Raw genomic sequence first — 14257 nt, forward strand, 5'->3', positions numbered from 1 at the left:
AATCGGAATTTACATATTTCGAGTATTATCCTTTCTAAACCTCTAAATATCAAAGGATTACGCCGTTTTTATTCATTAATTTGCGAAACTTCTGAAAATTTTTTGTGGTGCCTTTTCCTTCACTTGTGTAGCAAAATATGCTAATATTTGATATATAATAGAGAATTTTGAGGAAAAATAAGCCAGGGAGGAGGGCGATGTGCATGAAGGTCACAGTGCTTGGTAAATACGGGCCATTTCCGGCTGCAGCGGGGGCCTGCTCGGGATATCTGGTGGAGCAGGGAGATACCAGGGTGTTGGTGGAATGCGGCAACGGGGTGCTTAGCCGACTTCAGCAGATTTGTCCCCTTGACAAATTGAATGCCATTGTCATCTCACATCTACACAGCGACCATGTGTCGGATATTATGGTGTTGCGTTATGCTCTCGACATTTTAAATGCTCGCGGCCTCAGAGAGCCCAAACCTTTTCCTGTGTATCTTCCCGAGAATCCCAAAGATGAATATGAGAGGATGTTTTTCAAAAATGTATTTGATATACACGCCATTCAAAATGGTATGCAGCTTCAAATAGGAGACTTGTCGTTTTATTTCCAGGAAATGACACACCCGGTCCAGAGTTTTGGGATGAAAATTACAGGGGGAAATAAAACAGTAGTATACACCGGCGATACTAATTATAACGAAAGGGTAGAAACCTTTGCCAGCGAAGCTGACCTCCTCATTGCCGATGCGGGATTACTGGAGAAGGATAAGACCAGCCCAAACGTGCCACATCTTACGGCGCGGGAGGTTGGGCTTATAGCTGCCAAGGCCAATGTAAAGCAGCTCATGCTTTCCCATATATGGCCGTGGTACGATGAAAACGATGTATTGGCTGAGGCTGCAGCCCTCTATCCAGCAGCATTCATTGCCCAGGAAATGAAGGAGTACGAGGTATAAGACCTATCTTTGCGTGAAAGAGCGTGTGTTATGAGGAACAGCTTGTTTTGTATATAATCAGCTAAAATCCGATTTTGGTGTATAAAAGAGGGGCAAAGACATATTATTTTGGCATTACCAAAATGGATGGAAGGGGTTTTATGGGCCTTGACGGTTTGGGTGAAACGGCCAGCGATATGGCTGACATCGGCCTATATCGTTGGGATTGTGGTGGGAACAAGGCTTGGCAAAGAATTTGCGTTGGTTGTAATTGTGGTAGCCGTCCTGGTAGCCGCTATTGCCTGGGTGAGGAAACGTAAAAACGATACTGGCCTTATACCCCTATTGGTCTTGTTTGGCCTGTTGGGTATTCTAGCTGTACTCGCAAAGCAGAATATCTTAAATCCATTAAGGGATTTCACGGGTAAGATTGTGGAGATACGAGGACAGATTGTGGAGAGCCCGAGATATGATGAGCAGCGGAATATATATGTGGTTGAGACGTTTTCGGTTGTAGCGGATGGGGATAGGAGAGATGTAAAGACCAAGGTTCAGGTTAATGTTTATCCCGAAGGCCAACAAAAGGAGAGGCCAAGCTACAGCTATGGGGATATTGTAGAGATAAGGGGTAGGCTAGAAGAGCCACCAGGGCAACGCAACCCCAAGGGGTTTGACTACAGGACGTACCTGCAAAGGCGCGGGATATATAACATTATGTCGGTAAAGTCGTATAATATAAAAAAGACGGGTGTGGGTAACACCCCATATGTGCAATCGTTTATTTATGGTTTAAAGAACCGAACTGAGGTTGTGTTTGACAGATATGTGGGTGGGGATGAGGGTGCTCTGGTAAAGACCATGCTGTTGGGTCAGAAGTGGTTGCTGCCTTCAGAGATACAGCAGGACTTTCAGGTTACAGGACTTTCTCATGTGCTTGCCATATCTGGGCTGCATGTGGGTTTTATTGCGGCTGCCCTGTCGTCTATTGCTGGGCTGCTTTGCCTTACAAAAAGGCAGGCATTTATCTTTCAGGTATGCCTTTTGTGCCTTTACTGTGCCATGGTGGGTGCTGCTCCATCGGTGGTACGGGCTGTTGTTATGGCCGTTTTACTTCTAGGGGCTAAGGCGGTGGGACGAGAACCAGATATGTTCAACAACCTCTTTTTAGCCGCCTTCTTGATATTGTTGTTTAGGCCTTTGGACTTGTTTGATGTGGGGTTTCAGCTTTCGTTTGGGGCGGTTGTGGGTATCATCTTGTTTGCTGAGCGGTTTAAAAAGTGGTTGAGGTTTTTGCCCGGCTGGATGGGGGCTGGTGTAGCGGTTACCCTGTCGGCCCAGATAGGGGTATGGCCCATCATAGCGTATTATTTCAACAATTTTTCGATAGTTGCCTTGATTGCTAACTTGTTTTTGGTGCCGCTGTCAGGGATTATAATTCTAATTGGTTTTGCGTTGATGGTGGGAGCTTTGCTGGTTCCGGGTATAGGGGTTTTCGTTGGGCCGGTGCTAAAATTTTTGTGCTTTTTGTTGGTGAAGGGGAATGAGATTTTTACGGCCATCCCGTGGGCTTTTATCCGCGTTGTATCGCCTTCGTTGCTTTTTATGATGTGCTATTACCTGGCCGTCTGGTTTTTATCGCCGGAGAAGCCGGGATGGATGAAGCAGCCTCTACTCTGGTGCGGGGCGATGGCCATAATGTTGTTGTTAGTCGGTATGCTGACCCCTTTGGTGGATAATGACCTAGAGGTGGTGTTTTTAGATGTAGGCCAGGGCGACTGCATATACATACGGACTCCTGATGAAAAGCACATTTTGATAGATGGAGGAGGAAAAAGTGAAGATTATACAGGTACCTTTGACGTAGGTGAGGACATCGTGGTTCCGTTTTTGCTGAAGAATGGCGTGGGGGACCTTGACTTGGTGGTCATGTCCCATGCCCATGATGACCACATAGGTGGGTTGATTGCGGTGCTAGAAAACATATCTGTGAAGGCTTTTATGGAGTATCCGCCTGGGGAGAAAAGCGATAACTACATACGCCTTAAGGAGTTGGTGCGGGAGAAAGGTATTAAAAATGTGTATGCTTATTCTGGCTTATCGTATAAGGTTGGTAAGGATGTTAGGCTCGATGTGGTGTATCCTGATGCAGAGGGGAAGCAGCCTGAAGCATTATTTGAGAGGGGCGATAACAATCGTTCGTTGGTAGTCTTGCTTCGCTATCGCGATGCCGCTGTGCTGTTTACAGGGGATATAGAAGCCGATGTGGAAAAATACTTGACAATGAAGTGGAATATGCCGATAGATATATTGAAGGTAGCTCACCATGGTAGCAACACCTCCTCTACTCACGAATGGTTGGAGGTTTTAAAGCCTAAGTTGGCAGTTATACAGGTGGGGAAAAACGCTTTTGGGCATCCACATCCAGACGTGATACAGAGGTTGGAGGATAGAGGAATAAGGGTGCTGCGAAATGACTTTCACGGGGCGGTCATAGCTAGTTATAAGGGGACAAAATGGCGGGTACGGTGGATGGCAAATGAATGGTAAAAACATGAAAGACAGAAACTAAGGATGAGGAGGGAGGGTTGGAAGAAAGTGAAAAGTTATAGGAAAGAGCTTTGGTTTGAGGTAAACAAGCGGCGCGATTTCATAAATATTACCCCTATCTTGGAAGAGTGCGTGAGGGAGAGCGGGATAAAGGAAGGTTTGTTGTTGTGCAATGCCATGCACATCACCGCTAGCGTGTTCATAAACGATGATGAACCAGGGCTTCATCAGGACTTTGAGGAATGGCTGGAAAAATTGGCCCCCGAGAAACCATATTCACAGTATAGGCATAACGTGTTTGAAGATAATGCTGATGCGCATTTGAAGCGCACCATAATGGGTAGGGAGGTGGTGGTGGCGATTACCGATGGGAAACTCGACCTGGGGCCTTGGGAACAGGTCTTTTACGGCGAGTTTGATGGGAAACGGCGCAAACGTGTGCTTGTAAAGATCATAGGAGAATAAATGGGAATAATTGTCTATAGAAGGCGTTTTTTGTGTATGCTAAAATATGTTTGGTTAATCTAAAATGGAAGGAGGGCAGCGGCAGTGGTGTTTTATAAAAACGGCAGGGTGGGGTGTTTTATCCTTCACGGCATCAACGGTGACCAATTTGGCGTGGAAACTCTATGTAGTTATCTTGAGGAACAGGGTTACAGTACATACCGTTGCGGGATTGGCATAAAAGTTGAATCTGTAAGGCTGTTTAACGTTGACGCCTATTTGGAGTGGCTGTACAGGGCTGAAAGGGATTTTAAGGATTTTTGCAAGCAATACGATTATGTGGTGGTCATAGGCATATCAGTAGGAGGGTTGATAGGCATACTTCTTGCTGAAAGGTATATGGTAGATGCCTTGATAACCATAAATACCCCTATATATCTGAGTGATGCCAAAAGATTTTTGGATACAGTATGCCGTGAAGGTGTAAAGGGTGGCAACTCCTATTTTAACAGAATAATCGTCTTAGCCTTGTGCCGTTTGGTGGGGTTTAACAGGCTACTTAATCAGGTCAAAAGAGTATTGTACAGGCTACGCTGCCCTCTTTTGGTGATACAAGGGAAAAAAGACGATATCGTGGACTGGAAAAGTGCCTCTTATATATATGATAGCTTTCTGGGGCAAAATAAGGAGATACAGTATTTCCCTAAATCAGGGCACTTTATATTCCTTGACTGTGAAAGTCCGTTGGTGTTTATTAGGATGCATCAATTTATTCAAAAGAGCGTAGAAAATAGGATGTTGATGGAAGGTTATATCTGATTCATGGTTTGATAAGGTGGCGCTCTTGGGCTTATGACTTTTTTGGTGAGTCTTACTTTTGTTTTATGTTTAAACAGCAAAATAAATGAAAGGAGTAGGATACTCATGAGAAGGTTTGAAGATGCCGGATGGAGAGCAAATATGAGAATCAGGTTTGACTACAACAACATGATGTCGGATATGCTCGGAGAGAAATACGGTATAAACAAGGAGCAGATCCTTGCATTACAGCCAAAGGTAAAGGTTGCTATCGAGGCTTTAAAGGAAAAGAGAAAGTCTGGCAAAATCGAGTGGATGGACCTTCCGTATACTCAGGCCGAGGTGGTCAAGGATATCTTAGCGACTGCAGAGGATATAAAAAAGAAGTTTGAATGCTTTGTGGTTTTGGGCATAGGCGGGTCGGCTTTGGGCCCCATAGCAGTACATCAAGCGTTGAATCACCTACATTACAACGAGTTGCCAAAAGAAAGGCGAAACGGTTGTCCAAGATTTTATGTGGTGGATAATATAGACCCTGAGCGTATGAAGGCTCTTTTTGATATAATCGATGTGAAGAGCACGGTATTTAACGTGATAACAAAGTCTGGCAGTACGTCTGAGACTATGGCTCAATTTTTGATTGTAAGGGATATGCTGAAAGAAGCCGTGGGTGACAACTACCGCCAGCAAATTATTGCCACCACCGACGCTGAGAAGGGCAATCTCATCCGTATAGCCAGGGAGGAAGGATTTAAGACCTTCTACATCCCTGCTGGTGTAGGAGGCAGGTTCTCCGAGCTTTCACCTGTTGGGCTTTTACCGGCGGCTGTATGCGGTATCGATATCGAGGAGCTGCTGGCAGGGGCAGCTTATATGGATGAGCTGTGCAGCAAAGATGACGTATTTGAGAACCCGGCTTATATGGCAGCTGTCCTTCAGTATATCGCCATGAAACAGGGGAAGAACATCTCGGTCATGATGCCCTATGCCGATTCCTTGAAGTATATGGCCGACTGGTATGCACAGCTGTGGGCTGAAAGCCTGGGCAAGAAATACGACGTTGAGGGTAGGGAAGTATACGTTGGTCAAACTCCTGTAAAAGCGCTGGGTGTCACTGATCAGCATTCCCAGATACAGCTGTACACTGAAGGGCCTTTCGATAAGGTCATAACATTTATAAAAGTAGAGAATTTCCGCAGTGAGATTGATATACCTAAAGGATATGATGACATGCCTGCTGTTTCGTTTTTGGGAGGTCACACTCTAGGACAGCTCTTACATGCTGAGCAGACAGCTACTGAATATGCGCTTTACAAGGCTAAACGAATGAATAGGACTATTATATTGCCCGAGGTTAACGCCTTCACAGTGGGGCAGCTGCTTTACCTGCTGGAAGTTGAAACGGCCTTTGTCGGGGAGCTGCTCAACATCAATGCGTTTGACCAGCCGGGAGTAGAAGAAGGCAAGAACGCCACGTACGCTTTGATGGGTCGTCCAGGCTATGAGGAGAAAAAGGCAGAACTGGAAAACAGGCCTAAAAAGCGCAAAGAGTATATAATATAAAAGGGGGAAGTGGAGGGTTGAAAGCTACAATTGATTGCATGCATTGCTATCTGAAACAGGCTGTGTCGTGTATGAGAATGGCTGGGATTGACGAAGACGCTCAACACGAGATACTCTTTAAGCTCATGGACTATGTGAAGGGGCTTGACAGAGAAGCTACTCCTGCCGAGAATTCCACATATGTGGTTCTGAAGACATATGAACTCATGGGGATAGATGACCCCTATAAAGAGATAAAAAGGCAATCGAATGACTTGGCACTTGAATTATACCCGCAGTTGAAGCGAATGCTGGAGGGATATGAAGACAAGCCGTACGCTGCTCTTAAGATAGCGGTGGCAGGGAATGTGATTGACCTTGGCATAAGGAGGAGTTTTGATGTCGAGGGAGAGCTTCGGTACAGCCTGGATACTGGCTTTTCAAAAGACCATTACCATAGATTTAAGCAAAAACTGGAGAAGGTAGATGAAGTGTTGTTTTTAGGTGACAATGCAGGAGAGATTGTATTTGACAAGATATTGGTAGAAGAACTGGTAAATTTGGGTAAAAGGGTGACATACGTTGTCAAAGAGGGCCCTGTGCTCAATGATTCAACCATGGAAGACGCTATTTATGTGGGTATGGATAAAGTAGCAAATGTCATCACCAGCGGTTCGAGGTTTCTGGGCATAAGCTTTAAGCATATGTCTCGTGAGCTTGCTGATGCGCTGTACAAGGCTCCACTGGTCATATCAAAGGGGCAGGCCAACTTTGAATCGCTTGAGCAACATGAAATGGCACGGGACAGGGTATTCTTTTTACTCAAAATAAAGTGTGATGAAGTGGCAAAGGCTGCAGGAGCAGCGCTGGGTGATGTGGTGTTCTTTGCGAGATGAGAGAGCGTTGGACAATCGTCGCAGAACATCTCTATACCCTTTGTTGAAGGTATGTTATGGTGTGGTGTATGGTTATGCTCTTTTTCTGATTATTTTTGAAAATGGGGGATATAATATGGCATTGATAGTATTGGATAATATTTCGTGGAAGGTGGATGTTGACAAGCTGCTTAAAAGATTTCATCTGCAGCCGGGTAGTCAGGATGCGGCGAAGGTAGAAGCACTTGCACATCAGGCCGAAAAGATAGGTAGGCCAAAAGCTTTGTACAAGGAAGCCTATGTAGAAGATAAGGGAGAGGATTTCGTAATAGTAGATGGGGTAAAGCTGACCAGTCGCATACTTCGTACCAACCTGGAGCAAGTCTACAAGGTATTTCCCTATATCGTGACTTGTGGCACTGAGCTGGATGAATGGTCCGACAGCATAGACGATATTTTAGAGAGCTATTGGGCAGATGGTATTAAAGAAATGGCCTTGGCTGAAGCATTAAAGGCTTTTGAAAGGCATCTTCATGAGAATTTTCGCCCAGGCAAGACCACCAGCATGAACCCTGGTTCGTTGCAGGATTGGCCAATAAACCAGCAGAAACAGCTTTTTCAGATACTTGATGACCCCAAGAGGTATATAGGTGTGGAACTTACTGAAAGTTATTTAATGCTGCCCATGAAATCTGTATCTGGTATACGCTTTGCCACCGAGGTTGGTTTTGAGAATTGTAAGCTGTGCAGGAGGGAGAACTGTCCTGGCAGAAGGGTGCCTTATGACCCGGAATTTGCTAAGTCTTATGGAGTACAAATTTAGTTTCAAACCAATACCGCACAATGGGCGATGAACTGGCCGCACTGCTGGCACATTATAACTTCCTTGTGGAGGTCAGTTTGGTTGGCCCAGAAGAACTGCACGATTACTCTCGCAAGACAGCTGGTGGGCGGGGAATAAAATAGCGGAACTCCTTTCTGAATAGAATGAAAACATAATCAGAAAGGAGCTCCTACATTTATCTGGAATTTTCGATAAACCCGATTTTTATTTTTATGATATTTGTGTCAGCACATCATGTGCCTCTTTGAGCTTCTCTATTATAGGTATACCCTGTGGACAGGCGCTTTCGCACTGGCCGCATTCTACACATTTGGAGGCATCGGCTTTTTCCTCAATAAGTTTCTTATACTCCCTGCTTTGCCCTTCAATATCATCGTACATGGAAGCGTTGTTGTACAGGCTAAAGATCCTAGGTATATTGATTCCCGAAGGGCAGGGCATGCAGTAATTACAAGATGTACAGCTTACTTTTATTTTGCTTTCATAAGCGGCTTTTACCTTGGCAATCAACTCAAGTTCTTCCTGTGTCATTGAATTGGGTGCAGCGTTTTTAAATATCTCGATATTTTCCTTCAGCTGTTCCATGGTGCTAACGCCGCTTAAGATGACTGTAACCTCAGGAAAGTTGTATAGCCATCTGAATGCCCATTCTACTGGAGAACGTTTTATGCTGAAACTATCCCATATTTGTTGAATGTCTTTAGGGATGTTATGAGCCAGCCTACCACCCTTCAACGGCTCCATTATCACCACAGGTATTCCTTTGGAGGCGGCATATCGCATGCCTTCTACTCCTGCCTGATAGTTTTCGTCCAGGAAATTGAGCTGAATCTGGCACATCTTCCAGTCATATGCGTCTATTATCACCTTAAATATAGGCAACTGGTCATGGAATGAAAAGCCGGGATATTTTATCTTTCCAGACTCGACAGCTTTATCGAGGAACTTCAATATGTTAAATTTTTCCACTTTTTCCCATCGTTCCTTATCCAGGGCGTGCAGCAAATAGAAGTCAATATAGTCAACCTGAAGTTTTGATAATTGTTCGTCCAGTAGTTTTTCACAATCTTCGTAGGATTCCACTTTCCACATAGGAAGTTTGGTAGCGAGTTTCACCCTTTCACGGTATCCATCTTTCAAAGCTTTGCCTACCACTATTTCGCTATTGCCGCCGTGATAGGGGTAAGCGGTATCTATGTAATTGACGCCGTTGTCTATTGCATACCTAATCATCTTGATAGCCTCGTCTTCGTCAATAGCTGAGTAATCTTTTGAACCATCGGGCTGTGTTTGAAGAGGTAACCGCATGCAACCCATGCCAAACGTTGAAACTTTAAACCCTAAATTTCCAAATTCCCTGTAATACATCTTACATTATTCCCTCCTTGCAATTGTTATTGGTTTTTTTTAATTTATATTAAATTTAATTGGGACAAAAGTCAGTGCTGTTTATCCCTGATTTTCAAGGATTTAACATGAGCAGCAAATTCGGCATCGGCCCCTCCAATATGAGTTACAATCCAATTTACCACGTATCTATCTCCTCAATGTTGATTTCTAGTTCGGGCCTCCGCTTGGTAGAAATGATATCACCTTCCTCTGTGCCCCATTTACTCTATAACTATTTTTATAAACAAAATTTAGTTCTGTAAAACATGTTTTGTGTAAAATTTTATAACTTTAAACTCATGTATTGACAAACATAGAAAAGGAAGATTATAATAACATTAACATCCTACCCCATATAGGGTGGGGGGTAATTGTGGTTGTCAGTCGTGGAGAAAACTTGACGTAGGGATAAAATAAATGAAGAGGTGAAAATTTTATGGCAAAGCAAACCTTCAGCATTACCGGGATGACCTGCACAGCATGTGCAAAGGCTATTGAGAGAAGCGTTAGCAAAATAGATGGGGTAAAGTCAGCCAACGTGAATTTTGCCACCGAAAAGCTAACGGTGGAGTTTGATGAGGGCAAAGTGGATTTGCTCAGGATAAAAGAAGCAGTTGAAAAAGCCGGATATGGAGTGCAGGATGATGAGCCAAACAGGAGAGAAGTGCTCATTCCTATAGGCGGGATGACATGCGCCGCCTGCGCAAAGGCAATTGAAAGGGCAATAAGGAAGCTACCGGGCGTTGATGAGGCAGACGTCAATCTGGCAACCGAAAAGGCCAAAGTAGTATATAATCCTGCCATAGTACGGTTGTCAGAGATAAAACAGGCAATCATCAAGGCGGGGTATAGACCGCTGGAAGCAGAGGAGGGGGAGCAGCGGCTGGACCGGGAGAGGTTGCGGCGTCAAAAGGAGCTTAAAGATTTGAGGGCCAGGTTGGCAGTATCCATAATATTTGCAGTGCCGCTTTTGTACATCGCTATGGGGCATATGCTGGGATTGCCGCTGCCCGAGGTTATCATGCCCGATATGCATCCTATAAGTTTTGCACTGGTTCAGCTGTTGCTTACCATCCCTATTGTAATGGCCGGCTACAGGATTTATGTGGTGGGGTTTGGCAATCTAGTAAGGCGACATCCCAATATGGATTCTTTGATAGCTGTGGGTACCAGCGCGGCACTCTTCTATGGCATTTATGCCGTGTTTAAGATAGCCTCAGGGTATACCGAATATACCCGGAATTTGTATTTTGAATCGGCCGGCGTGATAATCACATTGATCTTGCTTGGCAGATACTTGGAGTCGATAGCCAAAGGTAAGACTTCCGAAGCCATAAGAAAGCTTATGGACCTTTCGCCCAGCACGGCGGTGGTTATACACGGTGACCAGCAAATCACCATACCCGTAGAAGAAGTTGAAGTGGGAGATGTACTATTGGTCAGGCCGGGTGACAGAATTCCGGTTGACGGAGAAGTTATCGAAGGCAGGACTTCGGTGGATGAATCCATGCTGACCGGCGAGAGCATTCCTGTAGAGAAGGTTCCCGGTAGCAAGGTGATAGGGGGCAGCATAAATAAGAACGGGACCATAAAGATGAGGGCAACAAAGGTGGGCAAGGATACGGTGCTGGCCCAGATCATAAAGCTGGTGGAGGAAGCACAAGGGTCAAAGGCGCCAATAGCCAAGCTGGCCGATATTATATCCGGATACTTTGTGCCGATGGTGATAGCCATAGCCATGATTGCAGCGGTTGCATGGGCGCTGGCCGGTGAATCGGTAGCCTTTGCCCTCACGATATTCATATCGGTACTGGTGATAGCCTGCCCGTGCGCCCTTGGGCTTGCGACCCCTACCGCCATCATGGTGGGAACCGGCAAAGGGGCCGAGCATGGGATACTCATAAAGAGCGGTGAGGCACTTGAAACTGCACACAGGATTGACACCGTGGTGCTGGACAAGACAGGTACCATCACTGAGGGCAAGCCAAAGGTGACAGACATCATAACCAATGGTTTGATCAGCCAGGATGAGCTTCTGCGCTTGTCGGCTTCAGCCGAAGTGGGCTCCGAGCATCCACTGGGCGAAGCAGTTGTAAACAGCGCCAGGGAAAGGAATATGGAGCTTATTAAAGTAGAGAGCTTTGAAGCCATACCGGGGCAGGGCATTATGGTATTTGTACAGGGCAAGCAGGTCCTTTTGGGCAATAAGAGACTCATGGAGGATAGAAATATTGAGGTCACACTTCAGCAGGAGTACGACAAGCTGGCCGAAGAGGGTAAGACTCCTATGTTTGTCGCCGTGGATGGCAGTCTTGCTGGCATCATAGCGGTATCCGACGTCATAAAGCCTTCAAGCAAAAGAGCCGTAGGACATCTGCACAGGATGGGCATAAGAGTAGTGATGATAACGGGCGATAATGTTCGAACCGCCAAAGCCATTGCCAGGCAAGTGGGTATCGACATGGTGCTGGCCGAAGTGCTGCCTCAAGACAAGGCCAACGAAGTTAAGAAGCTTCAGCAGCAGGGCAGGAAGGTCGCAATGGTGGGTGATGGCATCAATGACGCTCCTGCTCTGGTACAAGCAGACGTAGGGATTGCCATAGGGTCTGGAACTGATGTAGCAATGGAATCGGCCGATATAGTGCTTATGAAAAGCGATCTGATGGATGTACCGGCGGCCATTCAGCTTAGCAAGGCCACTCTCAGAAACATCAAGCAAAACTTGTTTTGGGCCTTTGCATACAACACTGCTGGTATTCCCATAGCAGCCGGCGTATTGCACCTGTTCGGTGGACCTCTGCTGAATCCGGTGATAGCGGCAGCGGCCATGGCCTTAAGTTCGGTGTCAGTTGTGACAAATGCCTTGAGGCTTAGAAGGTTTAAGCCCACACTGGATTAATATGCACAATTTGCATTAAGCCGATAGTTTAACGCTTGATTTTGGAGTATCACCGATTTTTGAATGACATCAAAGAATAGTGCCAAAGGAGTAAAGAGGCTTAACGATTTGGAAAAAATTTTGGAAGGGGGTGTTTCTGTGAAGAAGAAGGTGTTTATAGAGGGAATGTCCTGCCAACACTGCGTAAACCATGTTACCGAGGCGCTTAAGGAAATATCCGGCGTGAAAACGGTTGACGTGGATTTAAAGGGCAAATATGCCATTGTTGAAGCAGACCGCCAGATCGATGATAGTGAAATAAAGAATGCAATAGAAGAGGCAGGATACGAAGTTGTAAAGATAGAATAGTTTTTGTCGATTTATTTTTGTCGGCATCGGTTTATTGTAACCACATATTCAGAAGGGGAACTAACGGAAACTGTTACTATTTTCCACGACATTGGTTGTATTGTAACCCGTAAGCTCGGAGGGTCTCTTCAGCTTACGGGTTAAAGATTCAGTTTTCCTTTTGTTTCATCTTGCGGAAACCCTCAAGGCAGAAGCCCAAGTCGTACCACTCACAGTTTTGACACAAGTTTTTAAATCTCTCTTCTTCCAGGGTTTTTATTCTTTGGTAGGCATCTTTTACGGCAATTTCGTCGGTGGTTAAAAGGTCAATTATAAATTCGTCCTTTTTTCTTACTTTATCATTATTAATACAAATGCCATTGTGTAATTTAGGACAACTTTTGCAGATATCGTCTGCGTGGACTTCAAGTTTAAGCATAAGCTCAGGGCTCCCGAGAATTTGGGCTCGAATACGAGAAAAGTTTTGAACAAACCGGTGGTTGTAGCCTAAGCCGCGAAATCCCAGAAAGCATAGCAGGTGGTGTGCTCTTAATCTAACCATTGATATTAATACCTGCCCTGGGTAGTGCCCTGTCTATGTATTTTGACAAAACGATGGCTATGACTCCTTTTAATATGTCTAAGGGGATGAATGGCAATACGCCGATTCCCACGGCTTTATCTATGGATGATTTGGTTACATAAGCTAGTTGCACTGTGCCCAGGAAGTATATAATGAGGAGGGAGATGAGCACCCCTGAAACCTTGCCTGTTAGGTTGAACCTGAACAGCTCCACAAAGTATCCACCAACCAATCCACTTATGACGAATCCTATAATGTATCCGCCAGTTGGGCCCAGTATGATGCCTATGCCCCCTTGCGCTTGAGCAAATACCGGCAGTCCTATAGCTCCAAGGAGCAAATATGTAAGCATTCCCCAGAATGCCTTTTTGCCCAGCAGTAATATACCTAAAAAAACTCCAAAGACTTGAAGGGTAAACGGTACACCTCCTGGAAGGGGTATGGCAATCTGGGCCAAAACAGCTGTGATGGTTGCCAGCAAGGCAGCTTGCACTACGGTCCTAATTGTCAACTTCAAACACCTCCATAGTTTACAATTTATTTATAGAATAATTCAGGCAATTAAAAAAGTCAATAGGAAAAGGTTTTATTTTTTGGCTCATTAATTTTTTGTTTTTGGTATAATAAGTTACAACATGCTAAAATACTGGCCAAAATGCGTTATTTATCTGTTATTTTTTGAGAAAAAAGTATGATAGTCATGCCTCATAAATGGTATAAAATGTGGTAAAATGTATTTGACTTATAAGTGCGGGAGTGAATGATATGGATACTAAGACCAAAAAGCAGGTGCTCAACCTTTTGAAGACATCGAGAGGGCAGATAGACGGCATAATCAAGATGGTGGAGGATGACCGGTACTGCGTGGACATATCCAAGCAGATACTGGCTGTGCAGGCTTTGCTTAAAAAGGCAAATATGAAGATAATAGACCAGCACATAAAGCACTGTGTCAGACAGGCATTCACCGAGGGCCATGGTGAGGAAAAGGTAAATGAGATAATGGAGCTTATCGACAAATATGCCAAGTAGCGTGTTTGATAGTTTTATTTATCATGCTGTTGTGCTCTCTTTGGATGTACTTGAATA

General features: G+C 44.9%; 13 protein-coding genes. 10 read left to right on the forward strand and 3 right to left on the reverse strand.

What is annotated here, in order from left to right; genetic code table 11:
- Nucleotides 1-203 precede the first annotated feature (203 nt).
- The 7 genes from JOD02_RS09900 (at nucleotide 204) to JOD02_RS09930 (ending at nucleotide 7949) form a co-directional block, all read left to right on the forward strand.
- The gene (locus JOD02_RS09900; RefSeq protein WP_204489199.1) at nucleotides 204-941 is read left to right on the forward strand and encodes an MBL fold metallo-hydrolase; all 738 of its coding nucleotides are present in this window, start codon (nucleotides 204-206) and stop codon (nucleotides 939-941) included.
- Between the two features lie 147 nt (nucleotides 942-1088).
- Nucleotides 1089-3467 (forward strand): DNA internalization-related competence protein ComEC/Rec2, encoded by a 2379-nt coding sequence (locus JOD02_RS09905; RefSeq protein ID WP_204489200.1) that lies wholly within the window; start codon nucleotides 1089-1091, stop codon nucleotides 3465-3467.
- 48 nt (nucleotides 3468-3515) lie between these two features.
- On the forward strand, nucleotides 3516-3932 hold the full coding sequence (locus JOD02_RS09910) for a secondary thiamine-phosphate synthase enzyme YjbQ (RefSeq protein ID WP_204489201.1): 417 nt from the start codon (nucleotides 3516-3518) through the stop codon (nucleotides 3930-3932).
- Nucleotides 3933-4016: 84 nt separating this feature from the next.
- Nucleotides 4017-4730: an acyl-CoA thioester hydrolase/BAAT C-terminal domain-containing protein gene (locus tag JOD02_RS11540; protein ID WP_204489202.1), complete on the forward strand. Its 714-nt coding sequence runs from the start codon at nucleotides 4017-4019 to the stop codon at nucleotides 4728-4730.
- Between the two features lie 105 nt (nucleotides 4731-4835).
- Nucleotides 4836-6272 carry a glucose-6-phosphate isomerase gene (locus JOD02_RS09920; RefSeq protein WP_204489204.1) on the forward strand — a complete coding sequence of 479 codons (1437 nt, stop codon included), beginning with the start codon at nucleotides 4836-4838 and terminating at the stop codon, nucleotides 6270-6272.
- A gap of 17 nt (nucleotides 6273-6289) precedes the next feature.
- Nucleotides 6290-7147, forward strand: a complete 858-nt coding sequence (locus tag JOD02_RS09925) for a damage-control phosphatase ARMT1 family protein (protein ID WP_204489205.1) — start codon at nucleotides 6290-6292, stop codon at nucleotides 7145-7147.
- A 115-nt stretch (nucleotides 7148-7262) separates the two neighbouring features.
- The gene (locus JOD02_RS09930) at nucleotides 7263-7949 is read left to right on the forward strand and encodes a vitamin B12 dependent-methionine synthase activation domain-containing protein (protein WP_204489207.1); all 687 of its coding nucleotides are present in this window, start codon (nucleotides 7263-7265) and stop codon (nucleotides 7947-7949) included.
- 231 nt (nucleotides 7950-8180) lie between these two features.
- Here JOD02_RS09930 and JOD02_RS09935 read toward each other — a convergent pair whose 3' ends face one another.
- Nucleotides 8181-9338, reverse strand: a complete 1158-nt coding sequence (locus JOD02_RS09935) for an aldo/keto reductase (protein ID WP_204489209.1) — start codon at nucleotides 9336-9338, stop codon at nucleotides 8181-8183.
- Between the two features lie 457 nt (nucleotides 9339-9795).
- Here JOD02_RS09935 and JOD02_RS09940 point away from each other — a divergent pair, with 457 nt between their 5' ends.
- Nucleotides 9796-12258 (forward strand): heavy metal translocating P-type ATPase, encoded by a 2463-nt coding sequence (locus JOD02_RS09940; protein WP_204489210.1) that lies wholly within the window; start codon nucleotides 9796-9798, stop codon nucleotides 12256-12258.
- Nucleotides 12259-12396: 138 nt separating this feature from the next.
- The gene (locus tag JOD02_RS11545) at nucleotides 12397-12606 is read left to right on the forward strand and encodes a copper ion binding protein (RefSeq protein WP_204489211.1); all 210 of its coding nucleotides are present in this window, start codon (nucleotides 12397-12399) and stop codon (nucleotides 12604-12606) included.
- 148 nt (nucleotides 12607-12754) lie between these two features.
- Here the strand turns inward: JOD02_RS11545 and JOD02_RS09950 are convergent, their stop codons facing one another.
- Together JOD02_RS09950 and JOD02_RS09955 are read right to left on the reverse strand one after the other, a co-directional pair.
- Nucleotides 12755-13147, reverse strand: coding sequence for a DUF1284 domain-containing protein (locus tag JOD02_RS09950; RefSeq protein ID WP_204489212.1), 393 nt, complete (start codon nucleotides 13145-13147; stop codon nucleotides 12755-12757).
- Entirely contained in the window at nucleotides 13140-13679 is a 540-nt protein-coding gene (locus tag JOD02_RS09955) for a biotin transporter BioY (RefSeq protein WP_204489213.1), read from the reverse strand. The genes JOD02_RS09950 and JOD02_RS09955 overlap by 8 nt, the downstream gene beginning before the upstream one ends.
- A 254-nt stretch (nucleotides 13680-13933) precedes the next feature.
- Here JOD02_RS09955 and JOD02_RS09960 point away from each other — a divergent pair, with 254 nt between their 5' ends.
- Complete coding sequence (locus JOD02_RS09960; RefSeq protein ID WP_204489214.1) at nucleotides 13934-14200, forward strand: metal-sensing transcriptional repressor; 267 nt, start codon at nucleotides 13934-13936, stop codon at nucleotides 14198-14200.
- The last annotated feature ends 57 nt before the right edge of the window (nucleotides 14201-14257 follow it).

The organism is Caldicoprobacter guelmensis, assembly GCF_016908415.1.
In the GTDB taxonomy this organism is placed as follows: domain Bacteria; phylum Bacillota; class Clostridia; order Caldicoprobacterales; family Caldicoprobacteraceae; genus Caldicoprobacter; species Caldicoprobacter guelmensis.